We start from the raw sequence: 23,296 nt of genomic DNA on the forward strand, positions 1-23,296 counted from the left end.
CTTAAAAAAATGAAAGTGAGAACAAGATGACACGTTATCAAGATGATTTTTATGATGCAATCAATGGAGAATGGCAGAAGACAGCTGAAATCCCAGCAGATAAGTCTCAAACGGGAGGTTTTGTTGATTTAGATCAGGAAATTGAAGAATTGATGTTGGCGACAACAGACAAGTGGTTGGCAGGTGAAGAGGTGCCTGAGGATGCTATCTTGGCAAACTTTGTCAAATACCACCGCCTAGTTCGTGATTTTGACAAGAGAGAAGCTGACGGTATCACACCTGTTTTGCCTCTTCTTAAAGAGTTCCAAGAATTGGAGACTTTTGCAGATTTCACTGCCAAACTAGCAGAGTTTGAACTTGCAGGAAAACCGAACTTCCTTCCTTTTGGTGTATCGCCAGACTTTATGGATGCTAGAATCAATGTTCTATGGGCTAGTGCTCCAAGCACGATCCTGCCAGATACGACCTACTATGCAGAAGACCATCCTCAGCGCGAAGAGCTCTTGACTCTTTGGAAAGAAAGTAGCACAAATCTCCTCAAGGCTTATGATTTTTCTGATGCAGAAATTGAAGACTTGCTTGAGAAAAGATTAGAATTGGACCGCCGAATTGCAGCAGTGGTGCTTTCTAATGAAGAAAGTTCAGAGTATGCTAAACTTTACCATCCATATGCTTATGAAGATTTCAAAAAATTCGCGCCTGCCTTACCTCTGGATGACTTCTTCAAAGCCGTTCTTGGACAAGTACCAGACAAGGTTATTGTAGACGAGGAACGCTTCTGGCAAGCAGCAGACCAATTCTATAGTGAAGAAGCTTGGCCTCTCCTCAAGGCAACCTTAATTTTAAGTGTTGTGAATCTCTCAACCAGCTATTTAACAGAAGAAATTCGTGTCTTGTCAGGTGCCTATAGCCGTGCGCTTTCAGGAGTTCCAGAAGCCAAAGACAAGGTCAAGGCAGCCTACCAGCTAGCACAAGGTCCTTTCAAACAAGCCTTGGGTCTCTGGTATGCCCATGAAAAATTCTCCCCAGAGGCTAAGGCAGACGTGGAGAAAAAAGTGGCAACTATGATTGATGTTTATAAGGAACGCTTGGCTAAAAATGACTGGCTGACTCCTGAAACTCGTGACAAGGCCATCGTCAAACTCAATGTTATCAAGCCTTATATCGGTTACCCAGAAGAATTACCAGAACGCTATAAGGACAAGGTAGTGGATGAGACTGCTAGTCTTTTTGACAATGCTCTAGCCTTTGCGCGTGTGGAAATCAAGCACAGTTGGAGTAAGTGGGACCAGCCTGTAGACTACAAGGAATGGGGCATGCCTGCTCATATGGTCAATGCCTACTACAATCCACAGAAGAACCTGATTGTCTTTCCAGCAGCTATTTTACAAGCACCTTTCTATGACTTGCATCAGTCATCTTCTGCTAACTACGGGGGTATCGGGGCGGTTATTGCCCATGAAATTTCTCACGCCTTTGATACCAACGGAGCATCCTTTGATGAAAATGGTAGCCTCAAGGATTGGTGGACAGAGAGCGACTATGCTGCCTTCAAGGAGAAAACACAAAAAGTTATTGACCAATTTGATGGACAAGATTCTTATGGAGCAACCATTAACGGTAAATTGACTGTGTCAGAAAACGTGGCTGACTTGGGAGGAATCGCTGCAGCGCTTGAAGCAGCTAGGAGAGAACCAGACTTCTCAGCAGAAGAATTCTTCTACAATTTCGGTCGCATCTGGCGCATGAAAGGTCGTCCAGAATTTATGAAACTTTTGGCTAGCGTCGATGTGCACGCACCAGCCAAACTCCGTGTCAATGTACAAGTACCAAACTTCGATGATTTCTTTACAACCTATGATGTCAAAGAAGGAGACGGTATGTGGCGTTCACCAGAAGACCGCGTGATTATTTGGTAAAATGATTTCTTAATCAAGTATAACTTGGCGTGAATGATTCATTTTTGAAGTTTATACATCTGAAAATGCAATGCTATCGAGGTTAATATGAAGAAATTTTTAATGATGCTTTCAGCTATTTTTTCGATTTCAGTTTTGGCATCTTGTGGTCTCAATAAAAATAATAGCAATACAGAACCTTCATCTCCACTATCATCTGTTTCCAAAGACGATAAGTCTAGCACATCAACAGAAGCAAAGACTGAAAATACAAGCGACTCGTCAACCAAAGTTTCACAATCAACTGCTGAAAATAAGAAGGAAACGGGACCAGATTTGTATAAAGAAGTGATTGAACGTTATAATCACTATACAGAGCTTTTAAAACAAGGTAATAGAGAAGATTTATACGAGGAAAATAAACAACACAAGATTGCTTCAGAAGAATATGGCATGATTTTCTCTCGTATGGATTATCAAAATGCACCAGACTTTAAATATGCCCTTCTTGATTTGAATAAAGATGGGCAAGATGAGTTGCTTATTGGGGATGAAAAATTTGTTTCAGCTATTTACTATTTGAAAAATCAAAAACCAAACTTACTTCATACAGCTTATGTAGCTTCTGCAGGTGGTTTTCGCTCAGGCTTTGTTATTTACGAAAATGGTCTAGTCTCTTATGCAGACTGGCAGTCAACTCGTCCAGAAATGAACCTGGCTCTATATTCGTTTGATAAAAATGGAGTGCAGAAGATTAAAGAAGCAACTATTCAAATCGGTGGTAATGAAAAAGCAGAGCAAGTTTTAGATATTTCTTCTGAAAAGCTTGATTTGTCTAACATTGACTGGAAAGAATTGAATCCAACTAATTAGTTTTGAATTATTTTTCTAGTCAATGTTGATTCTACCGAGCAAGTAGTGATGTAGAAATTGAAGCTACACAAAAACCAAGGATAATTGTCCTTGGTTTTTATGTTTTAGAAAAATGGATTGAAGGTTTTTTCGTGAGCGATGGTCGTAGCCGGACCATGTCCTGGATAGACATCATAGTTTGGTAGAGTGAAGAGTTGGGTCTGGATACTATGAAGGAGTTGTTCCATACTACCAGTTGGAAGGTCGGTTCGTCCAATGGTTTCACGGAATAGGGCATCTCCTGTCAAGACTAGGTGAGCATCAGGAAAGACTAGGGAAACACCACCGATAGAATGTCCTGGTGTTGGTAAGACGGTGAAACGAAATTCCTCCAGCTGATATTCCTCATGAAAGACAAAGGTGTGTTCTGCAGGTTTTGCGACCACATCTGCCATATCATCGTGGCGAGGAAGCCCAGAGAGATTATCGACAGGAGTATAGAGCCAGCTGGCTTCACTCTCTGCGATATAGACAGGAGGATTGTCAAAAGTCTCGCGAACCAAGTCCAGACTCATGATATGGTCATAATGGGCATGGGTCAAGAGAATAGCGTAGATAGGTTTGTTGATCTTCTCTATTGTCTGACGAATAGCTTCCCAATGGCTACCAGGGTCAACCACCATAAGGTGCTTTTCGCCTTCCAAATAATAGGTGTTTTCATAGGCAACAGGATTCACAGTTTTATGGATTTTCATACTAGCTCCAATCTCAAAGAATGTACTAATACTCTTCGAAAATCTCTTCAAACCGCGTCAACTTTATCTGCAACCTCAAAGCGGTGCTTTGAGCAACCTGCGGCTAGTTTCCTAGTTTGCTCTTTGATTTTCATTGAGTATACATTAAGTATAGCACAGTTGGGGAGAATAAGCTGGAAAAGGAAATAGGTCTAGAAAGAAGAAGATGGTTTGGATAAAAAATAAGCCTCGAGTTAGTTCGAGGCTTAAACTGTTTTAATTACCAGCATAATATTTTTGGATTCCCTTGACAATCCCTTCAACTAGTTTATCTTGGTAGTCACTGCTGCGGATTTTTTGGTTTTCTTCCGGATTATCCATATATCCCATCTCCAACAAAACAGCTGGTTTAGCTGTTTCACGGAGAACAGCAAAGGTTGCTTGCAAGAGCCCAGCATCCCTAGCTCCAGTTTCAGCTAGCAGTGAAGAATGGATATCGGCTGCGAGACGATTACTTTCACTCATTCGTTCAGGATTGTTGTGCCAATCCTTGTTAATCTTGCTGGGGAAACCAGGTTCATCCTTGTAAGAATAGGTCTGGATACCCAGATTAACGGTTGTATCATTCCCTTTTGCATTGAAATGAAGGCTGATGAAAAAGTCAGCATTGGTCTTGTTGACCATACGAGAACGCTCGGTAATAAAATCAACGTCTATATCACTATCTCGAGAGGTGAGAACGGTATAGCCGAGTCCTTCTAGTCGTTTACGTAGCTTACGATAAACTTGTAGGTTCAATTCTTTTTCAGCTATGCCATAGTAATAAGCCCCGCGATCCTTACCACCGTGTCCTGGATCGAGAAAGATAGTTTTAGAGTAATGTCCTTTTTGAAAACCTTGTGCTAATTCACGAACCCATTTTCCATTCCCTTGGAAGAGCTGATTTTTACCATCCACAGCATAGGTTCCTGTAACATATACACCATCGTCCTTAAGATAGTACCAAGCTTGATAGTCTGGGTCATAAATCCATTCCTTGTGGGCCATGTAGCCACCAGATTTGAGGTAGTAGGAACCAATCCATTGTTTTTGGGCATAACGTCCGCCAGATTTGAGGTAAAACCAACTAGAGTAGCTTTGGTCGTAGACCCATTCCTTATCTGCCATAGCACCACTGGATTTGAGGTAGTAATCGCCTTTCCAGACATTGGCCAACATTCTACCGTAGCCATCAAAAGCATACCACTTGCCATTGATTTGGCTCCATTGGTTGGATAAATATTTACCTGAACCATTGATATAGTACCAATTATTTCCCATTTGGTACCAGCTGTTTTCAAGCAAGTAGCCATGACTATCAAAGAAATAACCATCATAGAGGGTATCTGTAAATTTGACCCCAGTTTGACTATAAAAAGTCCACTTGTTCCCCTCTTTTACCCAGCCAGTTTGTATAGGTTGATTGGGTTTTGTTTCCCTAGAAAGAGAAGGTTTGCTTTCTTGCTCACTTGAACTAGCTGTGCTCGACGAAGTTTCTGTACTAGCTTGAGAATTGTTTGCAGAAGTATTTGTAGAACTGCTAGTGGAAGTAGTTGTTGAGTTACTGGTTGAACTAGTCATAGGGGTAGTAGTGGAATGACTCGTATCGTCAGCTAAAACGACTTGGCTGGATAAGCCGAGAACAGCCAAGGCTAAAAGTGTCAATCTTTTGTGTGATTTCATGTGAGATGCCTTTCTAGAGAGATGAAATTTCAGTAATTATCGTAAAAAAACTGTTTATATTACCATTATACACTAAAAAGGTTAGAAAATTACCAAAATATCAAACATTTTCTTATTGAAAAAGAGGAATGTATTTTCGTTTCGCTAACTTTTATCTTAGCCTATATCAAAAAAGATAGATGAAAATTAGATAATTATATTATTTTTTAGTGTGAATCTTATTTTATTCTCCTTCCCAACAAATTGAATAAGCTTTAGAATCCTCTTTTTCTAGTTTTCATATTCTTAAAAAAGTGATAAAATGGTAGGAAGAATTGGAGAGTAGAAATGCCGAAAGAAGTGAATTTAACAGGCGATGAAGTTGTCGCTTTAACACAGAAATATTTATCGGAAGAGGATGTGGCTTTTGTCCATAAGGCCTTGGTTTACGCCGTTGAATGCCATAGTGGTCAATATCGTAAATCAGGTGAACCTTATATCATTCACCCTATCCAAGTGGCAGGTATTTTAGCTAAGCTCAAGCTGGATGCTGTAACGGTTGCTTGTGGTTTCTTGCATGATGTGGTGGAGGATACTGATGCGACCTTGGACGATTTGGAAAGGGAGTTTGGTCCTGATGTGCGCGTGATTGTCGATGGAGTTACCAAGCTCGGTAAAGTTAAGTACAAGTCTCACGAGGAGCAATTAGCGGAAAATCATCGCAAGATGCTTATGGCCATGTCTGAGGACATCCGTGTTATCTTGGTCAAACTGTCTGACCGCTTGCACAATATGCGGACGCTTAAACATCTTCGAAAAGACAAGCAGGAGCGCATTTCCAAAGAAACTATGGAAATCTATGCACCTCTTGCTCACCGTCTGGGGATTTCTAGCGTCAAATGGGAATTAGAAGATCTATCTTTCCGTTATCTCAACCCAACGGAGTTTTACAAGATTACCCATATGATGAAGGAAAAACGCAGAGAGCGTGAAGCCTTGGTGGATGAGGTGGTCACAAAATTAGAGGAATATACGACAGATCGTCATCTAAATGGGAAGATTTACGGTCGTCCCAAGCATATTTACTCGATTTTTCGCAAAATGCAGGATAAGAGAAAGCGTTTTGAGGAAATCTATGACCTGATTGCTATTCGCTGTATTTTAGATACCCAAAGTGATGTTTATGCCATGCTTGGTTATGTGCATGAACTTTGGAAACCAATGCCAGGTCGTTTCAAAGACTATATCGCTAACCGCAAGGCCAATGGCTACCAGTCTATCCATACGACTGTTTATGGGCCAAAAGGACCGATTGAATTCCAGATTCGAACCAAGGCCATGCATGAGGTGGCTGAGTACGGGGTTGCGGCTCACTGGGCTTATAAGAAAGGCATTAAGGGGCAGGTTAACAGCAAGGAATCAGCTATTGGGATGAACTGGATTAAGGAGATGATGGAGCTCCAAGACCAGGCTGATGATGCTAAGGAATTTGTGGATTCTGTTAAGGAAAACTATCTGGCTGAGGAGATTTACGTCTTTACCCCAGATGGAGCTGTCCGTTCCCTTCCAAAAGATTCAGGACCGATTGACTTTGCCTATGAAATTCATACCAAGGTCGGTGAAAAAGCAACTGGTGCCAAGGTCAATGGCCGTATGGTTCCACTGACAACCAAGCTCAAAACAGGGGATCAGGTTGAAATTGTCACCAACCCTAACTCCTTTGGACCGAGCCGTGATTGGCTCAATATGGTCAAGACCAGCAAGGCGCGTAACAAGATTCGTCAGTTCTTTAAAAACCAAGATAAGGAATTGTCTGTCAATAAGGGTCGTGAAATGCTGATGGCCCAGTTCCAAGAAAATGGCTATGTGGCCAATAAATTCATGGACAAGCGTCATATGGACCAAGTCCTTCAAAAGACCAGCTACAAGACAGAAGAATCCCTCTTTGCGGCCATTGGTTTTGGAGAAATCGGTGCTATTACTGTCTTTAATCGTCTAACTGAGAAGGAACGTCGTGAGGAAGAACGTGCCAAGGCCAAGGCTGAAGCAGAGGAACTTGTCAAAGGTGGCGAGATCAAGGTTGAAAATAAAGAAACCCTCAAGGTCAAGCATGAGGGTGGTGTGGTCATTGAAGGTGCATCAGGCCTCCTAGTGCGGATTGCTAAGTGTTGTAATCCAGTGCCTGGTGACGATATTGTTGGCTATATTACCAAGGGGCGTGGTGTGGCTATTCACCGTGTGGACTGTATGAACCTGCGTGCCCAAGAAAACTATGAGCAACGTCTCCTTGATGTGGAATGGGAAGATCAGTACTCTAGCTCAAATAAGGAGTATATGGCTCATATCGATATTTATGGACTCAACCGTACAGGACTGTTGAACGATGTACTACAAGTTCTTTCAAACACAACTAAGAATATCTCAACAGTCAACGCTCAACCAACCAAGGATATGAAATTTGCTAATATCCATGTGTCCTTCGGCATTGCCAACCTCTCGACGCTGACTACGGTTGTGGACAAGATCAAGAGCGTGCCAGAGGTTTATTCTGTCAAACGGACCAACGGCTAATTGTCCTAGTTCTTACTAGAAAGGCTATTATGAAAATCATTATCCAACGAGTTAAAAAAGCCCAAGTGAGTATCGAAGGTCAGGTTCATGGGAAAATCAATCAGGGGCTTTTATTGCTGGTTGGTGTTGGACCAGAGGACCAAGAGGAAGATTTGGACTACGCTGTGAGAAAGCTTGTCAATATGCGGATTTTTTCAGATGCAGAAGGCAAGATGAACCTGTCTGTCAAAGATATTGAGGGAGAAATCCTCTCTATTTCTCAGTTTACTCTCTTTGCGGATACTAAGAAGGGCAATCGTCCAGCCTTCACAGGGGCAGCCAAGCCTGATATGGCATCAGACTTCTATGATGATTTCAATCAAAAATTAGCGCAAGAAGTGCCCGTTCAGACAGGCATCTTTGGAGCTGATATGCAGGTTGAGCTGGTCAATGACGGACCAGTTACCATTATCCTAGATACTAAAAATAGATAAGAAAGACCAAGCCCAGCCGGCTTGGTTTTTCTCATCTATCATAAAATACTCCAAAATGCAATCGGTTCTTGATATGCTTGGGGGAAGTTTCTTTTCAGGCTTTGGCAGGTGCGATAGGAAGGGATGAGGTGTCCTAGGGTTAGGAGAGTTCCCTGAAGGAAAAGTGGCACACCACTCAAACATATCAAGGAGAGAATGATCAGGCTATCCCATAGAAGGATTTGTAAGGCAAAACGCCAGAATCTTGGTCTAATCTGGGAATAGAGGTGACTAAAGTGGTCACAAAGTTGGTTTGAAAGATAGGTCAATAGCACAGGATGAAAGAAAATGAGCCAACCGCTATAAATCAAAATCCAGTCCCAAGTAAGCCCCCCTTTAAATGTCAAAAATGCCAGCATGATTCCATCAATGACAAGGAGTTGAGTGGTTTTGATGAAGATGATTTTTTTCATGATAACCCCTCCTTTTCCTTAGAGACACTCCCATAAAGAGATATGTTTGTCGTAAAAGTCTGGATAGTTGTCTCTTAGGTAGTCGGCCGTCATATAATATAAAGTAGAATGGCAAGCAGTGATGATTGGCATAAGAGAGAGAAAACGCTGAGAACTAACGAAGGTTAAAAGGACAAAAAATAGAAAATCAATGGAGAGAATCCCTAAATAGTAGAAGCGAATCTTTTTATTGATTTTAGGATAAATCTCAGCGAATTGATGTTTGAGTCGGACAAGCAAGCGAAATAGCAGGAGTCCTTGAGCAAGGAGGAAAATAAAACCAGAGAGCAAGAGCCATTCTAAAGCTGTCTCGGGTCTAGTGATAAAAAATGCAAATAGTAGCAAATCGATGACTGCAATTGCTGTAAAATGGATTCTAAAGAGTTTTTTCATGACAAGACCTCCCTCTTTTATCTATCTTCATTCTACTCCAAAAGAATGGAAGTTACAACTAAAATGATAAAAAATTTTAGTAAGGAGATTCTGTTAGATTTCTTTATTTGATTTTCCTCTTATTGTTCCACTTCTTCATCATTCCAGACAAATAAAGCTCCGATTGCATTGAGGATATAAAAGATATATTTTCCGATATTGGCAAAATTTCCTTGAATGCCAGCCTTTGTCAGTTGAACGAAATTGTAAATCAACCAAAAACCCCACTGAGTTGTTAGTTTCAATGCGTTAAAAGCATTGGCAATGAGGGACAGTGCAAAGGCAATAGTTGTTACGTAGGCAAGGAGATTCATCTTTCCTCCATAGCCGATATAGTTGGTCACAAAGGCAAAGAGGAAGGCGATGATTGAAATGATGATGGCCGCCAATTTTAGCTGTTTTTGGCTCATTTGGTTGGGTCTGCCTTCTTGCGAAGCTTCCCATTTCTTAATAGCAAAGGTATAAATGAGGAAGGTGACGGGATAGGTGATAATGGCCGCCTTATTTCCAAGGATATAATCAATAGCACCGGACAAAATGGTATTAACAATACCAAAGTAATTTCCCCATTTGCTTAATTTCCCCGTGAAACGAGTGGACAACATGGAAATCCCAACGTTGGTTACGGAAATCAATCCAAAGGGTACAAGAGCTGTCCATGGTCCCCAGTCTACAAATTTATCGAGGCGGGAGTTGAGGTAACCAGATGAAATCGCAATCCCAACGACCAAGGCAACCCCGAAGAGGTCAAACCATTTAGATGTAGCAAAAATTTTTAGTGATTTTTTCATAGTTTAAACTATCTTTCTTTTTTTTACAAATATTCTACAATTAAATGAAAGCAAAATCAAATGATAGAAATAAAACCCTGAAAATAAAACTTTCAGGGTTGGTAGGGGGACTTGAGAAATTAGTTGATTTTTTCGACATAGAGTTGTTTTGCAATGTCCATACTTACTTGTAAGTCCTCGTCTTTACTAAGGATAGTGAAGGTATTGCTGAAGCCATCAAACTGCTTGACTTGGAGCGAATCACCGATGTGAAGTGAGTGCTTATCTAAATAATTAAGAATGTCAAAACTATCATGCACCCGGGTCAGGCGGTAGGCGCCAGCTTCCTTGATATCAGCTAGTGGCAGGTTATTGATTTCAACTAAGAGTTCTCCATTGGCAGGAATAGTACCTCCGTGGGGGCAGGTCTTGGGGAATCCTAGTAGTTTATCCAGTCTTTCCACGAAAAGGTCAGAGACAGTATGTTCCAAGACCTCGGCTTCCTCGTGAATCTGGTCACTTGTATAGTCTAAATGATGGACTAGAAAAACTTCAATCAAGCGATGTTTACGGTAGAGCTCAGAGACCAATTTGAGGCCGAGGTCAGTCAGTAGATAGCCACATTCCTTGTCCTTGAGGATGAGATTTTCACTTTTCATCCGTTTAATCATTTCAGTTACGGCAGGGGGAGAGACTTGCATGCGGGCAGCAATTTCCTTGTTGGTAATTTTATGCAGGTCTATGCCGATTTCATAAATACATTTTAGATAATCTTCTTTATTCGGGGTCATTCGTATCCTCTTGTCTAATATCTTTATCTAGTATATCAAAAAAAGCTAGATTTCTCTAGCTGTGACTTTTTATGTTATACTTATTGCAAGAGAAAAAACGAGGAGATGGATATGACGAAAATAGCTCTTCTTTCAGATATTCATGGAAATACCACTGCCTTGGAGGCTGTTTTGGCAGATGCTCGGCAGCTAGGAGTGGATGAATACTGGCTTTTGGGAGACATTCTCATGCCAGGGACAGGTCGTAGAGGGATATTGGACTTGTTGGATCAACTACCAATTACGGCTAGAGTTTTGGGAAACTGGGAAGACAGTTTGTGGCATGGTGCCCGCAAGGAACTGGATAATACTCGTCCCAGTCAACGCTATCTTTTGCGCCAGTGCCAGTATGTTTTAGAGGAAATTTCCCTAGAAGAAATTGAATTGCTTCACAATCAACCTCTTCAGATCCATCGTCAGTTTGGGGATTTGACGGTGGGAATTAGCCATCATCTGCCTGATAAGAACTGGGGGCGTGAGTTGATTCATACTGGAGCGCAAGAGGATTTTGACCGCTTGGTGACCAATCCCTCTTGTGATATTGCTGTTTATGGCCATATTCACCAGCAGTTGCTTCGTTACGGGACTGGTGGGCAATTGATTGTCAATCCGGGTTCGATTGGGCAACCTTTCTTTTTGGATGCCCAGTTGCGGAAGGACTTGCGGGCCCAGTATATGATTTTGGAGTTTGATGACCAGGGCTTGGTAGATATGGACTTTCGACGGGTGGACTACGATGTGGCAGCTGAATTGCAGCTAGCTAAAGACTTCAAACTCCCTTATTTTGAGGTTTACTATGAAAGTCTGGTCAATGGTATCCATCATACTCATAATCAGGAATTTCTGAGAGAATTGGCCCAGAAAGAGGGCTATGATAGGGAATTAGATGCTTGGTTGAAAAGTGGTAATGATTGACATTACAACTAAAAAGGGTATAATAAAAGAAAAAGAAGAGTAGAGGCAGGGTTGCCTCGTAAAAAGGAGAAGAGGATGCAAATTCCAAGTAGATTTACCATTGCGACTCATATGCTGATAATCATTGCCCTCAAGGGGAAAGAAAGCAAGGTGACCAGTGATTTTCTGGCTGCTAGTGTCGGGGTCAATCCAGTCATTATCAGAAAGACCTTGTCCCAGTTGAAGAAGGCAGAGCTGATTTCAGTAGCGCGCGGAACAGGGGGAACAGAGATTGTCAAGGACCTCAAAGATATTAGTCTTTTAGATGTTTATCAGGCGGTTGAGTGTCTTGGTAAGACAGGCCAACTATTCAGTTTCCATGACAATCCAAATCCAAATTGCCCAGTCGGAGCTCATATTCATGAGGTTTTGGATCAAAAATTGGAGAGAATCCAGCGAGCTATGGAGACTGAGCTTGGTCAGACCAGCCTAGAACAAGTCGTGGCCGATGCAGAGAGTCAGATGAAGGAGTAAGAGGGGTAGATGCCCTCTTTTTTTCTTTGGATAATTATGATAGAATGAACTCATAAAAGGAGGAGGAAATGTATCTCGTTATAGGAATTGTATTAGCCTTTATAGTGTCATTTTGGAAGGATAATAGAAGTTTGTGGAATCCAGTATTATTCTTATTATCCCTCATTTCCAGTTATTTTTATCTAGGCTACCTTTTTTATCAAAATGGGTATGAGAAGATTCATTTCGCTTTTTTTATATTTCCCTTTATTTTACTTCCTTTTTTGCTTTTTCTAAGTGGCATCTTTCTAATCTATAATGGGGTCATTTTGTTGAAGCGAGAGGGACGTTCAAAGGCTAATTATCTCTCCATGCTCCTTGGAATAGTCATTTTGCTATTTTTTGCTTTGATGTCATTTCGATTGGGAGGACGACATGAATTATTTTACACCAATCACTTTCTAAATATTTTATTTGTATTCATTTTCTACTCTTATTTTATTTTTGGCTTTGCTTTTACGGGTTTTATGCTGTACTCTATCTTGTATCTCTTTATTCCTAAGAAGAAGCATTATGATTTTATTATCATTCATGGTGCAGGTTTGTTAGACGGAGAAAAGGTAACACCTTTGCTGAAGAAGAGAATTGATAAGGCAGTAGAAGCTTACTACAAGTCTAAAAATTCTAACATAAAAATTATTGCCAGCGGTGGTCAAGGAGGAGATGAGAAGATTTCTGAAGCGCAGGCTATTACAAACTATCTGCTTGAAGAGACAGATGTTCCCCAAGATGCGATTATTCTGGAGGATCAATCAAGGACTACCTATGAGAACCTTCTCTTTTCTAAGGAACTTGGCGAGAAACTGGTAGCCAAACCTCAATTTCTCTTTGTAACAAATGACTATCATGTTTTTCGTACCAGTACCTATGCGCGTAAGTTAAATATGAAGGGAGATGGCCTCGGATGTAGGACGGCAGGCTACTACATACCATCTGCTTTTATTCGGGAGTACGTAGCGCTCTGTGTTAAGATGAAATGGCTTTTCCTTGCCTTTTATGTCCTGCTATCAGTCCTCATTTTGATAGCCTACAAAGGGATTATTTGGTAGTTAGATTTTATTTAAAAAGACTTAGAATGCACATGAAAGTATGTATTCTAGGTCTTTTGTTTTGTATACATTTAATTTTCAAGAGTATTATCTATTCTTCCAGGCTTGGTAACGGGTATCAATCAATAATTGGGTAAGGCGACCCATAGTTTTCCTTTCTTCTGGAGTGAGGGATTGAGCTTGGACAAAGAGATGATGAATGTGTTCAAGCGCCTTTAAGGAAGACAGGTCATTGATGGAGCTAATCCCAGCATCTAGAATGGTGCCAAAGAAGAGGTCGAAGTAGAGCTGGAGTTCCTCGTCAGGGACTGTGGCCACCCACTCCTTGAAGGTTGTGTCGACTTGTTGGCTATCACTGTTGGTCTTATCCAGTTGGACGAAGCGTTTGTCCTCAATCTGCCAACTAAAGGTATCGTGCTGGGCGATACCACCTAAGGCAGTACTGTGCACGATGATTTGGCGGTTAGGAATTTCCATCATCATACCGATAATGGATCCTTGAGGGATGAAGACCTTGGTTCTATCCATTATCCTTTGATAGCCCTCGGTTTGTGTCAGTTCTTTGTGGAGACCAGGCGCATCAAAGGTATAAACTGCTGTGATTTGATTTTGTAAGCTTTGCTCAATTTGACTAGCAGCATAGATGGCTAGATTTCCTCCCTTGGAATGCCCGGCCAGAATGACCTTTTGCTTAGGATGTTGGACAAGAAAGTTCTTTAAATAGCGAAGGGCGTGCTTTTGAGCAGGAATTTCCTTCATATAGGTTAGGTGGAAATCTTCCTTCCAGCCAATGATACTGTCATCTGTCCCACGAAAGACAATCAGATAGGTGTCGAGAGTGAGGCGGTAGGTCATAGCCGCAAATTGTTTTTGCAGTTCAGGGTCGATGTCATTAATAAAATGGGAGAGTTTGCAATTTTTGAAGCGCTTGTGTTGAGCTAGTTCATCTAATAGCTGGAGGCGATTTTTGCTGGTCAACATGTTAGATTCTCTTGGGACCTGAGGTGCCAGGTCTAAAAGTCGCATAGGAGTTGTGGAGACCAAATTATCAAAGGAGAGGTAGGTGATTTCTGTTAAGGCTAGAATGTCTAACTCATTTAAAGGAAGATCGTAAAAGGAATCGTGTGCGACATCTTTCAGGTAGTCAAAAATATTGGTCATAAGAACTCCTTTCTTTTTATTTATCTTATCAAATTTCCCTTAAATTAGCTAGTAGGATTGCCTCATTTTGTTGCCTAAAAACAAGCTGCTTCAAATTCAGTTTCAGATCTTCTAGCATTGAAAAATCTGTTATAATAATAGCAAAGGAGAATCAGATGCACAAGATTTTATTAGTAGAAGATGATCAGGTTATTCGTCAACAAGTCGGAAAAATGCTCTCTGAATGGGGATTTGAAGTGGTTCTGGTAGAAGACTTTATGGAAGTTTTGAGTCTTTTTGTCCAGTCGGAGCCTCATCTGGTCCTCATGGATATTGGATTGCCCTTGTTTAATGGCTATCACTGGTGTCAGGAAATCCGCAAGATTTCCAAGGTGCCTATCATGTTTCTGTCTTCGAGAGACCAGGCTATGGATATTGTCATGGCAATCAATATGGGGGCGGATGACTTTGTGACCAAGCCTTTTGACCAGCAGGTTCTTTTAGCCAAGGTTCAGGGCTTGTTGCGTCGTTCCTATGAGTTTGGGCGTGACGAGAGTTTACTGGAATATGCCGGTGTTATCCTCAATACCAAATCAATGGATGTACATTATCAAGGGCAAGTCTTGAACTTGACCAAGAACGAATTCCAGATTTTACGCGTGTTGTTTGAGCATGCAGGTAATATCGTAGCGCGTGACGACCTGATGCGAGAACTTTGGAACAGTGACTTTTTCATTGATGATAATACTCTCTCTGTCAATGTGGCTCGTTTGCGTAAAAAGTTGGAAGAGCAGGGCTTGATTGGATTTATCGAGACCAAGAAAGGAATAGGGTACGGATTAAAGCATGCTTGATTGGAAACAATTTTTTCTAGCCTATCTGCGCTCCCGTAGTCGTCTGTTTGTCTATCTGCTTGCTTTAGCATTTCTAGTTTTGCTTTTTCAGTTTTTATTTGCCAGTTTGGGAATTTACTTTCTCTACTTTTTCCTCTTGTGTTGCTTTGTAACCATTTTATTTTTCGCTTGGGACATATTGGTAGAAATGCAGGTATATCGTCAGGAAATTCTCTATGGGGAGAGGGAAGCTCAGTCTCCTTTGGAAAGAGTTTTAGCAGAAAAATTAGAAGCGCGTGAGATGGAACTTTATCAGCAGAGATCAGATTCAGAAAGAAAACTGACGGATTTGCTGGATTACTATACCTTGTGGGTACATCAGATAAAGACCCCCATTGCAGCTAGTCAACTCTTAGTTGCAGAAGTAGCCGACCGCCAACTGAAGCAGCAATTAGAACAGGAAATTTTCAAGATTGATTCCTATACCAATCTAGTTTTACAGTACCTGCGTTTAGAAAGTTTCCATGATGATTTGGTCTTGAAGCAGGTGCAAATTGAGGACTTGGTCAAGGAAATAATTCGTAAATATGCTCTTTTCTTTATTCAAAAAGGCCTAAATGTCAACCTATATGACCTTGATAAAGAAATTGTGACGGATAAGAAGTGGTTACTAGTGGTCATTGAACAAATTATCTCAAATAGTCTCAAGTACACCAAGGAAGGTGGTCTGGAGATTTATATGGAAGGCCAGGAACTCTGTATCAAGGATACGGGAATCGGGATAAAAAACAGTGATGTCCTCCGAGTCTTTGAACGTGGCTTCTCAGGATATAATGGACGCCTAACTCAGCAGTCATCTGGACTTGGCCTCTATCTATCTAAGAAAATTTCTGAAGAACTGGGGCACCAGATTCGTATCGAGTCTGAGGTTGGAAAAGGAACGATAGTGCGGATTCAGTTTGCTCAAGTGAACTTAGTCCTTGAGTGAGAAGAGACAATGAGTTTTTACCCAATCTCTTTTTGCTATATTTCAGGATATTTGAAGACTGTTTTTTACAAAACCAATAATAGAATTTTTAATACGGAATATAGTATAAATACTGGTTCAAAGTGAAGTTTTGTATGCTTTATACTTTTGTTGAGTATAAAATCTATAAACTAAGGGTGAATTACAAAAATTAATTTGAGATGAAGTGAATTGTAGACTTGGGAAATGTCTCCTATTCGATTTCAGAATGAATCGTTGATACAGGATTAAAAGAACTGCAGCTTTCTTTTAATTTTGAATGAGATAGGTGTATATAGATTTGTGTAACTGGTGTAGAACTGTTTCCAAGAATTTATTGAATGTATCGAATACACACATCCTATTGATTTTGAACCAGTTTTTAATTTCTAAATGTTATAATAGTTTTATCAAGTAAAAGGAGACTACCATGATTGGAGACAATATAAAATTCTTACGAAAATCACATAATCTGATATAACCAGAATTTTCACGGATTGTGGGTGTGTCACGAAATAGCCTAAATCGTTAGAAAAACTGAAAAAGCTTACTTTCAATAGAAGTATTGGAAATATTCATTTTACATCTATCAAAGAAACATGGGATAGACCTATATTTTACAAAATAGCAAATTATATTTTGAATGATAGTAAAAACTGCAGTACTTGTGTGATTTACAATTATTGCACTCAATGTCCGAGTATCGGACTATCTGAAATAGGGAATAGTAGAGATTGTTCTGCGATATGTAAAAAAACGCATTAGCAAGGAGTATCGTATATGCTACCATATCTTAAAACTATTAGATGGTATCTCTTCTTTAATTTTCTTTTTGGTGTAGTATCGAATATCTGCACAGCTTTGTTACCGTATTTCACGCAGGCATTAATCAAAGGGGATTATCAAGTAGCTCTATATGGTTACTCTATGTCAGTGGCTGGCTATTTGAGTTGTAACTATATCCAAATGATACTTGATTGGAAGCAGGGGATTATCTTTTCGACTACTTTGAAAAATGAGTGGTTTCGTTCACTTCTGGGACTCAGTCACCACGATTTCAAGCAGAAAACAGTAGCAGAGTATATTTCCTATCAATCTAATGACCTAGATTCGTTGGAAAAGGATTACCTTCCTCCATTGATGAGTTTTATCAAACAAATTTTACGTATCATCATTTACGCTTTCATTATTAGCAGAACAATTAATCCTATTGTATCACTGATTTTAATCTTTTCTACTGGAATTAGTATTCAAATTCCTAAAATCGTTGGGAAGTTGACCGCTAATCGTAGACAGGTTTACTTGAAAAAACAAGGAGATTACTATCGAACTTTGGAGGATTTGCTCATGGGACATCATTTGGTAAATAAACTAACTATGTCGCATTTTTTGAATCAACAAAAGAGTTCTCTAAAGAATTTGCAGGATAAGTATTTTAAGTATGGTTTGACAAAAATTACAGGCATCTTATTGACAGGTGTTTCTTTTGAATTCATTAGTCTTGTTCTGTTTATTTATTTAGCCTACTCTCTATCTCACCAGCAACTCGGTATTCCTGAGGTGGTGGCGAGTTTCGGATATATTAATGCTTTTTCTGAACCAATACAGGAAATCCTTTATGATTTACAAATGTTAGAGTCCGTAAAGCCTGTAATCAAGAGTTTTCAAAACATTGTTGGGAGACCCGTTTCAGTTCAAGCACCTCAACATTCTTTTGATACGATTACTTTGAAAAACATTTCCAAACAACTGGGAGAATCAAAATTGATAATTACTTCCGCTACGATTCAAAAAGGGGATAAAATTGCGCTTATTGGTAAGAATGGGTCTGGAAAAAGTAGTCTTCTCAACATTTTAAATGGAACAGATGAAGATTTTGAAGGACAAATTGTGCTAGATGGGCTTGTTTTGGACCATCTTTGGGGAAGATTCGGTATGATTCTGCAACAAGAACATACATTTATTTCGAGTTATGAAAATAATGTAACGCTATTCAATAGTTTCAATGAAAAATTCAGAGAAGAAGATTTTGAAAAAATTCCACCACAATCCCTGTCAGGTGGTCAGCAACAACGAATGTATTTAAATCGTGAGAAAAATCGTAAAAATCCATTGCTTATCCTAGACGAACCTTTCTCTGCCTTGGATACTAATCAGTTTAAAATGGAATTGGAAAGAGTTCTGGAACTACCAAGTGCCGTCATTGTTACTTTACATCGCCAAAACGAATTATTAAGTAAGTTTGACCAAGTTTGGGAAATTAAGAATGGAGAACTTGTAATTTTGAAATAGCTAAATTATAAAGAATAAAACGCATAGTATCAAGGTTCAGGAGATACCGTTTTTCCTTCTTCGGATAAGGAAACAAAAATTTCTTGCTTCATCTATCTATTCAATTGATAGATTTCTTCGAAGAAAGACTGTAAAATTTTTGATATAATGTTAAGGATGGACTGACGGATATTTAAAGGATAATTTTCAAAAGAATAACAGGTGAGAAGAAAAATATGTAAGATTGGACAGAAGTCTCTCTACCATCATCCATGCAGAAACAAAATTATACGAAATAAAAGGAGTAACCAATGACTGGAAACTATTCAACACGTGAATACCGTGAGAAATTATATGATGATCTTCATGTTCGATTAAGAGATACAGTGATTTTGATGTGTGCGATTTTTATTGCCTCTATTGGCCTAAATATGAATTCAACAGCTGTCATTATTGGAGCCATGCTGATTTCCCCTCTTATGACACCGATTGTTGGACTGGGGTTTGGTGATGGAGATCATGTCCTATCTTCACTTTGATTATTGGAAAAAAACGGCTCGGTCAGGAGCTAGTATGAATAAGGAGAACAAATGAAACGTTTAAAAATGTTATGGCATATTATGCAGGTTACGGGTTTTACTCGGTTTGCTCTGAGTTTTGTGACCTTTGTTTTTGGGTCAGGAGGCGTGCTTTTCCTAGTTGAACCTGCTATCACAAATTACGGAGACGGTCTTTGGTATGCTTTTGTGACTTCGACGACTGTCGGCTACGGGGATCTCCTAGCTGTGACCTTGATTGGAAGGATTACCAGTGTCTTCTTGACGATTTATGGGCTCATATTTTTTGGCTGTTTATCAGCTGTTATTTTTAATTATTATACCAATTTAAATAAGGAAAGAGGAGAGGACAAATGACTGCCAATTATTCAACACGGGAATACCGTGAGAAATTATACGATGACCTTCATGTTCGATTGAGAGATACAGCGATTTTGATGTGTGCAATTTTTATTGCCTCTATCGGACTAAATATGAATTCAACAGCTGTCATTATAGGAGCCATGTTGATTTCACCTCTCATGACACCGATTGTTGGACTGGGATTCGGTTTAGCTATTTTTGATACGCGTTTAATCAAGCAATCTCTAGAGGTTTTATTGACTCAAGTGTTGGTCAGTTTGCTTGTCTCGACTCTGTATTTCTGGATTTCTCCCTTGTCTTATGCAAGTAGCGAGTTGATTGCACGAACCTCTCCAACCATTTGGGATGTCCTCATTGCTATTGCTGGTGGGATTGCTGGTGTGATCGGTTCAAGGAAAAAAGAAGCAAACAATATCGTGCCAGGAGTAGCCATTGCTACAGCTCTGATGCCGCCTATCTGTACTGCTGGCTATGGTTTAGCTAATGGGAATGTACGATTTTTATTGGGGGCTCTCTATCTTTTCTTGATCAACTGTGTCTTTATCATGCTAGCCAACATTGTTGGAACAAGAATTTTGATGAGAAAATCTCCTTTAACTTCATTTAAAGAGCTGAGCATTAAAATGAGAATTGGCTTGATATCTTTGATTGTATTGTTGATTCTTCCAGCTAGCTATTCGGCAGTTACTCTGACAATAGAACAAGCGCGCAAAGAAGGGATCAAACAGTTTGTAGGAAAAGAGTTCGCCAATTATACGGTTATTAATCAAGTCTACAAGTCAAGTAACAATGAATTGGTCTTGACGGTTGTTGGAGATCCGATTTCAGAAGAAGAATTAGAAACACTCCACCAAAAACAAGCCTCTTACGGTATTCAATCTGTTCAATTGAAAGTGAATCAAGTTCAGAACTCGCCAACATTAGATAGTGAAGCGACCAAGGAATTTTATGAAACCATTGACAAGTATATTGATCAAAAACTCTCTGAAAAAGATTCACAAAAAGATCTCGTAAAAGAAAATGAAGCAGACAAGGATTGAGGATATTGACCTTATCTAACTCATGAAAGCAAATCTTGTGTGGTGGTTTGGTCAATCACTACTAGCTCGGATTAAATAATACTCTTCGAAAATCAAATTCAAACCACGTCAGCGTCGCCTTACCGTACTCAAGTACAGCTTGCGGCTAGCTTCCTAGTTTGCTTTTTGATTTTCATTGAGTAAAAATATAAAAAGCAACAGCTGAAATAGTTGTTGCTTTTTAGGTAGCTAGGATTTTATCTCTTATTTCTCAACGCGTGATTTGTTGGCGATATCAGCTAGGATAGCTTGAACAAAGTCATCAACTGAGACAGTTTGTGTTTCTTTTTGTCCGTAGCGACGAACGTTGACTGTTCCGTCTTCCATTTCCTTGTCCCCAACGATCAATTGGTAAGGAATCTTGCTTGTTTGTGATGCACGGATCTTGAACTGCATTTTTTCATTGCGCTCATCTACATCTGCACGAACACCACGGTCACGGAGTTTCTTAGCCACTTCCCAAGCGTAGTCCACGTGTTTTTCGTTAGATACTGGGATGAGGGTTACTTGGTGTGGTGCAAGCCATGTTGGGAAGGCACCCTTGTAGTTCTCAATCAAGATAGCTGTAAAGCGCTCCATAGTAGAGATTACACCACGGTGGATCATAACTGGACGGTGTTCCTCACCATCAGCTCCGATGTATTTAAGGTCGAAGCGTTCTGGAAGCAAGAAGTCAAGTTGGATAGTAGAAAGGGTTTCTTCTTTTCCAAGGGCTGTCTTAACTTGAATATCCAATTTTGGTCCGTAGAAGGCTGCTTCACCTTCGGCTTCAAAGTAGTCCACGCCCATTTCATCAAGGGCTGCACGAAGCATGGTTTGAGCATTTTCCCACATCTCATCGTTGTCAAAGTACTTATGAGTATCTTGAGGGTCACGAAGAGAGAGACGGAAGCGGTATTCAGTCAAGTTGAAGTCTTCATAAACATCGATAATCAACTGAAGAGCACGTTGGAATTCTTCTTGGATTTGTTCTGGAGTCACAAAGAGGTGACCGTCGTTGAGAGACATTTCACGCACACGTTGAAGACCAGTAAGGGAGCCAGATTTTTCGTAGCGGTGCATCATACCGATTTCAGCGATACGGATTGGCAACTCACGGTAAGAGTGAACATGATGTTTGAAGACTTGGATGTGGTGCGGACAGTTCATTGGACGAAGGACAAATTCTTCCCCGTCACCCATGTCCATAGTTGGGAACATGTCTTCTTGGTAATGATCCCAGTGACCAGAAGTCTTGTAAAGCTCAACAGAAGCAAGTGGTGGAGTGTAGACGTGTTGGTAGCCTGAAGCTAGCTCTTTGTCAACGATGTAGCGTTCCAACTCACGACGAATAGTCGCACCATTTGGCAACCAGAATGGCAAACCTTGACCAACCTCTTGAGAAATCATGAAGAGGTCAAGCTCTTTACCAAGTTTACGGTGGTCACGTTCCTTGGCTTCTTCACGCATTTGAAGGTAGTTCTTCAAGTCTTTTTTGTCAAACCAAGCTGTACCATAGATACGTTGCATCATAGCGTTGTCGCTATTTCCACGCCAGTAAGCACCTGCTACATGGAGAAGGTGGAAGATTTGGATACGACCTGTTGAAGGGACGTGTGGGCCACGGCAAAGGTCTACATATTCACCCTGACGGTAGATGGTCAAACCACCTTCGTCTTCTGAGTGTTCTTCAATCAATTCCAACTTGTAAGGGTCATTTTTGAAGATTTCACGTGCCTCGTCTTTAGTCACTTCTTCACGGATTGATGGGAAGTTTTCTTTGACAATTTTTTGCATTTCTTCTTCGATACGAGGAAGGTCTTCGTTAGAGATTTGACCAGCTGTGTTGTCAGTATCGTAGTAGAAACCATCTTCGATAGCTGGACCAACCCCCAAGTGAATGTCTGGGAAAAGACGACGAGCTGCTTGGGCGAACAAGTGAGCAGCTGAGTGACGCAAGATTGGAAGGGCATCTTCGTGATCAGGTGTCACGATTTCGATGCTTCCATCTTCAGTGATAGCACGAGTAGTGTCGATGAGTTTGCCGTTGAATTTACCAGCCAAGGCCTTTTTAGCTAGGGAATTGCTGATAGATTGGGCAATTTCAAAAGTTGTAACGCCAGATTCGAATTCACGAACAGCGCCATCTGGGAAAGTAATGTTAATCATGATGTTCTCCTTACTTATATTATTGACGAATGTGTTAACCCTATTCTGAAAACAGGGACAGAGGATTGTGAAAGCTAGAAAAACAAAAAGCGACATCCTCGAAAGGACGTCGCAACGTGGTTCCACCTTCATTTATGTTCCTCAAAAAAGAGGGACACCTCTGATTGGCTCTAACGTGGCCACCGTTTTATGTTTTCATAAAAAACGCAAGAGTAGTGTCAGTTTAGGCTTCCTATGCGTTTCCAGCAACCACGCACTCTCTGGTAGAAAGGGACTAAGTGACTTGTCTCTATGGATTATTATAGCATGATTGTGAGATTTTTCAAGGATTTTGTGAAAGTTTTTGTTTTTCATTTTTGTAGAATATGCTTGATGACAATACCGGAAGCCATGCCCATCAGAGCCAAGGTTTCATAGATTAGTAAGTAAATTAGTATAAACTCACCAAAAGTTATGATAGTAAAGCAAAAGAGCAGTCCGTTACCAATTAACCACCAAAGTGAGAAACGGAAACGGTAGCTATAGAGTAACGATATAATCAAGATTACCATATGGGCTCTTTGTCAACTGTAGTGGGTTGAATAAAAGCTAAGATCTAGAAAGGACGAAATTTGTCCTTTCTTTTTTGATA

General features: G+C 40.3%; 20 protein-coding genes and 2 pseudogenes. 13 read left to right on the forward strand and 9 right to left on the reverse strand.

Going from position 1 to position 23,296, the window contains the following annotated elements:
- Positions 1–26: 26 nt before the first annotated feature.
- Both pepO and M1G12_RS06125 read left to right on the forward strand, forming a co-directional pair.
- Positions 27–1,919: a M13 family metallopeptidase gene (gene pepO, locus M1G12_RS06120; protein WP_247949567.1), complete on the forward strand. Its 1,893-nt coding sequence runs from the start codon at positions 27–29 to the stop codon at positions 1,917–1,919.
- 87 nt (positions 1,920–2,006) lie between these two features.
- The gene (locus M1G12_RS06125) at positions 2,007–2,771 is read left to right on the forward strand and encodes a hypothetical protein (protein ID WP_247949568.1); all 765 of its coding nucleotides are present in this window, start codon (positions 2,007–2,009) and stop codon (positions 2,769–2,771) included.
- 104 nt (positions 2,772–2,875) lie between these two features.
- Here the strand turns inward: M1G12_RS06125 and M1G12_RS06130 are convergent, their stop codons facing one another.
- Complete coding sequence (locus M1G12_RS06130; RefSeq protein WP_247949569.1) at positions 2,876–3,505, reverse strand: MBL fold metallo-hydrolase; 630 nt, start codon at positions 3,503–3,505, stop codon at positions 2,876–2,878.
- A 255-nt stretch (positions 3,506–3,760) separates the two neighbouring features.
- Positions 3,761–5,206: an N-acetylmuramoyl-L-alanine amidase gene (locus M1G12_RS06135; RefSeq protein WP_247949570.1), complete on the reverse strand. Its 1,446-nt coding sequence runs from the start codon at positions 5,204–5,206 to the stop codon at positions 3,761–3,763.
- A 327-nt stretch (positions 5,207–5,533) separates the two neighbouring features.
- Here M1G12_RS06135 and M1G12_RS06140 point away from each other — a divergent pair, with 327 nt between their 5' ends.
- Together M1G12_RS06140 and dtd are read left to right on the forward strand one after the other, a co-directional pair.
- Positions 5,534–7,756 carry a RelA/SpoT family protein gene (locus M1G12_RS06140; protein ID WP_033686835.1) on the forward strand — a complete coding sequence of 741 codons (2,223 nt, stop codon included), beginning with the start codon at positions 5,534–5,536 and terminating at the stop codon, positions 7,754–7,756.
- 29 nt (positions 7,757–7,785) lie between these two features.
- Positions 7,786–8,229: a D-aminoacyl-tRNA deacylase gene (gene dtd / locus M1G12_RS06145; RefSeq protein ID WP_247949571.1), complete on the forward strand. Its 444-nt coding sequence runs from the start codon at positions 7,786–7,788 to the stop codon at positions 8,227–8,229.
- 38 nt (positions 8,230–8,267) lie between these two features.
- Here dtd and M1G12_RS06150 read toward each other — a convergent pair whose 3' ends face one another.
- The 4 genes from M1G12_RS06150 to M1G12_RS06165 form a co-directional block, all read right to left on the reverse strand.
- Positions 8,268–8,681 (reverse strand): hypothetical protein, encoded by a 414-nt coding sequence (locus tag M1G12_RS06150; protein ID WP_150922523.1) that lies wholly within the window; start codon positions 8,679–8,681, stop codon positions 8,268–8,270.
- A gap of 18 nt (positions 8,682–8,699) precedes the next feature.
- A complete protein-coding gene (locus M1G12_RS06155) occupies positions 8,700–9,113 on the reverse strand; it encodes a hypothetical protein (RefSeq protein WP_247949572.1) in 414 nt (137 codons plus the stop codon).
- A 119-nt stretch (positions 9,114–9,232) separates the two neighbouring features.
- Positions 9,233–9,943: a nicotinamide mononucleotide transporter gene (locus M1G12_RS06160; protein ID WP_247949573.1), complete on the reverse strand. Its 711-nt coding sequence runs from the start codon at positions 9,941–9,943 to the stop codon at positions 9,233–9,235.
- A gap of 119 nt (positions 9,944–10,062) precedes the next feature.
- On the reverse strand, positions 10,063–10,713 hold the full coding sequence (locus M1G12_RS06165) for a metal-dependent transcriptional regulator (protein ID WP_247949574.1): 651 nt from the start codon (positions 10,711–10,713) through the stop codon (positions 10,063–10,065).
- Between the two features lie 111 nt (positions 10,714–10,824).
- Here M1G12_RS06165 and M1G12_RS06170 point away from each other — a divergent pair, with 111 nt between their 5' ends.
- From M1G12_RS06170 to M1G12_RS06180, 3 genes are all read left to right on the forward strand, one after another.
- The gene (locus M1G12_RS06170; RefSeq protein ID WP_247949575.1) at positions 10,825–11,667 is read left to right on the forward strand and encodes a metallophosphoesterase family protein; all 843 of its coding nucleotides are present in this window, start codon (positions 10,825–10,827) and stop codon (positions 11,665–11,667) included.
- Positions 11,668–11,742: 75 nt separating this feature from the next.
- Positions 11,743–12,180, forward strand: coding sequence for an Rrf2 family transcriptional regulator (locus M1G12_RS06175; RefSeq protein ID WP_247949576.1), 438 nt, complete (start codon positions 11,743–11,745; stop codon positions 12,178–12,180).
- Between the two features lie 68 nt (positions 12,181–12,248).
- A complete protein-coding gene (locus M1G12_RS06180; protein WP_004255616.1) occupies positions 12,249–13,268 on the forward strand; it encodes a YdcF family protein in 1,020 nt (339 codons plus the stop codon).
- Between the two features lie 87 nt (positions 13,269–13,355).
- Here M1G12_RS06180 and M1G12_RS06185 read toward each other — a convergent pair whose 3' ends face one another.
- On the reverse strand, positions 13,356–14,429 hold the full coding sequence (locus M1G12_RS06185; RefSeq protein ID WP_004255618.1) for a DUF2974 domain-containing protein: 1,074 nt from the start codon (positions 14,427–14,429) through the stop codon (positions 13,356–13,358).
- 155 nt (positions 14,430–14,584) lie between these two features.
- On the opposite strand from M1G12_RS06185, the gene M1G12_RS06190 reads away from it, so the two are divergent.
- The 6 genes and pseudogenes from M1G12_RS06190 (at position 14,585) to M1G12_RS06220 (ending at position 20,478) form a co-directional block, all read left to right on the forward strand.
- Positions 14,585–15,262, forward strand: coding sequence for a response regulator transcription factor (locus M1G12_RS06190; protein WP_049551323.1), 678 nt, complete (start codon positions 14,585–14,587; stop codon positions 15,260–15,262).
- Positions 15,255–16,229, forward strand: coding sequence for a sensor histidine kinase (locus M1G12_RS06195; protein WP_049551324.1), 975 nt, complete (start codon positions 15,255–15,257; stop codon positions 16,227–16,229). Before M1G12_RS06190 ends, M1G12_RS06195 begins: the two co-directional genes overlap by 8 nt.
- Before the next feature lie 798 nt (positions 16,230–17,027).
- Entirely contained in the window at positions 17,028–18,539 is a 1,512-nt protein-coding gene (locus tag M1G12_RS06205) for an ATP-binding cassette domain-containing protein (RefSeq protein ID WP_004242726.1), read from the forward strand.
- Positions 18,540–18,829: 290 nt separating this feature from the next.
- A pseudogene (locus M1G12_RS06210) lies at positions 18,830–19,027 on the forward strand (DUF389 domain-containing protein); the annotation flags it as partial.
- Between the two features lie 81 nt (positions 19,028–19,108).
- On the forward strand, positions 19,109–19,432 hold the full coding sequence (locus tag M1G12_RS06215) for a potassium channel family protein (RefSeq protein ID WP_000825751.1): 324 nt from the start codon (positions 19,109–19,111) through the stop codon (positions 19,430–19,432).
- Positions 19,429–20,478, forward strand: coding sequence for a DUF389 domain-containing protein (locus M1G12_RS06220; protein ID WP_247949577.1), 1,050 nt, complete (start codon positions 19,429–19,431; stop codon positions 20,476–20,478). Before M1G12_RS06215 ends, M1G12_RS06220 begins: the two co-directional genes overlap by 4 nt.
- Positions 20,479–20,721: 243 nt before the next feature.
- Here M1G12_RS06220 and thrS read toward each other — a convergent pair whose 3' ends face one another.
- Entirely contained in the window at positions 20,722–22,665 is a 1,944-nt protein-coding gene (thrS, locus tag M1G12_RS06225) for a threonine--tRNA ligase (RefSeq protein WP_023945494.1), read from the reverse strand.
- A 40-nt stretch (positions 22,666–22,705) separates the two neighbouring features.
- Positions 22,706–22,887: pseudogene (locus tag M1G12_RS09965) on the reverse strand (hypothetical protein).
- Positions 22,888–23,296: the final 409 nt, after the last annotated feature.

Source organism: Streptococcus mitis (assembly GCF_023110375.1).
GTDB classification, from domain to species: Bacteria; Bacillota; Bacilli; order Lactobacillales; family Streptococcaceae; genus Streptococcus; species Streptococcus mitis_CI.

What these genes read in the sequence shown, in the direction of transcription:
- pepO (WP_247949567.1), top strand. Translation starts at nt 27, where the DNA reads ATGACACGTTATCAAGATGATTTTTATGATGCAATCAATGGAGAATGG.
- M1G12_RS06125 (WP_247949568.1), top strand. Translation starts at nt 2,007, where the DNA reads ATGAAGAAATTTTTAATGATGCTTTCAGCTATTTTTTCGATTTCAGTT.
- M1G12_RS06130 (WP_247949569.1), bottom strand. Translation starts at nt 3,505, where the DNA reads ATGAAAATCCATAAAACTGTGAATCCTGTTGCCTATGAAAACACCTAT.
- M1G12_RS06135 (WP_247949570.1), bottom strand. Translation starts at nt 5,206, where the DNA reads ATGAAATCACACAAAAGATTGACACTTTTAGCCTTGGCTGTTCTCGGC.
- M1G12_RS06140 (WP_033686835.1), top strand. Translation starts at nt 5,534, where the DNA reads ATGCCGAAAGAAGTGAATTTAACAGGCGATGAAGTTGTCGCTTTAACA.
- dtd (WP_247949571.1), top strand. Translation starts at nt 7,786, where the DNA reads ATGAAAATCATTATCCAACGAGTTAAAAAAGCCCAAGTGAGTATCGAA.
- M1G12_RS06150 (WP_150922523.1), bottom strand. Translation starts at nt 8,681, where the DNA reads ATGAAAAAAATCATCTTCATCAAAACCACTCAACTCCTTGTCATTGAT.
- M1G12_RS06155 (WP_247949572.1), bottom strand. Translation starts at nt 9,113, where the DNA reads ATGAAAAAACTCTTTAGAATCCATTTTACAGCAATTGCAGTCATCGAT.
- M1G12_RS06160 (WP_247949573.1), bottom strand. Translation starts at nt 9,943, where the DNA reads ATGAAAAAATCACTAAAAATTTTTGCTACATCTAAATGGTTTGACCTC.
- M1G12_RS06165 (WP_247949574.1), bottom strand. Translation starts at nt 10,713, where the DNA reads ATGACCCCGAATAAAGAAGATTATCTAAAATGTATTTATGAAATCGGC.
- M1G12_RS06170 (WP_247949575.1), top strand. Translation starts at nt 10,825, where the DNA reads ATGACGAAAATAGCTCTTCTTTCAGATATTCATGGAAATACCACTGCC.
- M1G12_RS06175 (WP_247949576.1), top strand. Translation starts at nt 11,743, where the DNA reads ATGCAAATTCCAAGTAGATTTACCATTGCGACTCATATGCTGATAATC.
- M1G12_RS06180 (WP_004255616.1), top strand. Translation starts at nt 12,249, where the DNA reads ATGTATCTCGTTATAGGAATTGTATTAGCCTTTATAGTGTCATTTTGG.
- M1G12_RS06185 (WP_004255618.1), bottom strand. Translation starts at nt 14,429, where the DNA reads ATGACCAATATTTTTGACTACCTGAAAGATGTCGCACACGATTCCTTT.
- M1G12_RS06190 (WP_049551323.1), top strand. Translation starts at nt 14,585, where the DNA reads ATGCACAAGATTTTATTAGTAGAAGATGATCAGGTTATTCGTCAACAA.
- M1G12_RS06195 (WP_049551324.1), top strand. Translation starts at nt 15,255, where the DNA reads ATGCTTGATTGGAAACAATTTTTTCTAGCCTATCTGCGCTCCCGTAGT.
- M1G12_RS06205 (WP_004242726.1), top strand. Translation starts at nt 17,028, where the DNA reads ATGCTACCATATCTTAAAACTATTAGATGGTATCTCTTCTTTAATTTT.
- M1G12_RS06215 (WP_000825751.1), top strand. Translation starts at nt 19,109, where the DNA reads ATGAAACGTTTAAAAATGTTATGGCATATTATGCAGGTTACGGGTTTT.
- M1G12_RS06220 (WP_247949577.1), top strand. Translation starts at nt 19,429, where the DNA reads ATGACTGCCAATTATTCAACACGGGAATACCGTGAGAAATTATACGAT.
- thrS (WP_023945494.1), bottom strand. Translation starts at nt 22,665, where the DNA reads ATGATTAACATTACTTTCCCAGATGGCGCTGTTCGTGAATTCGAATCT.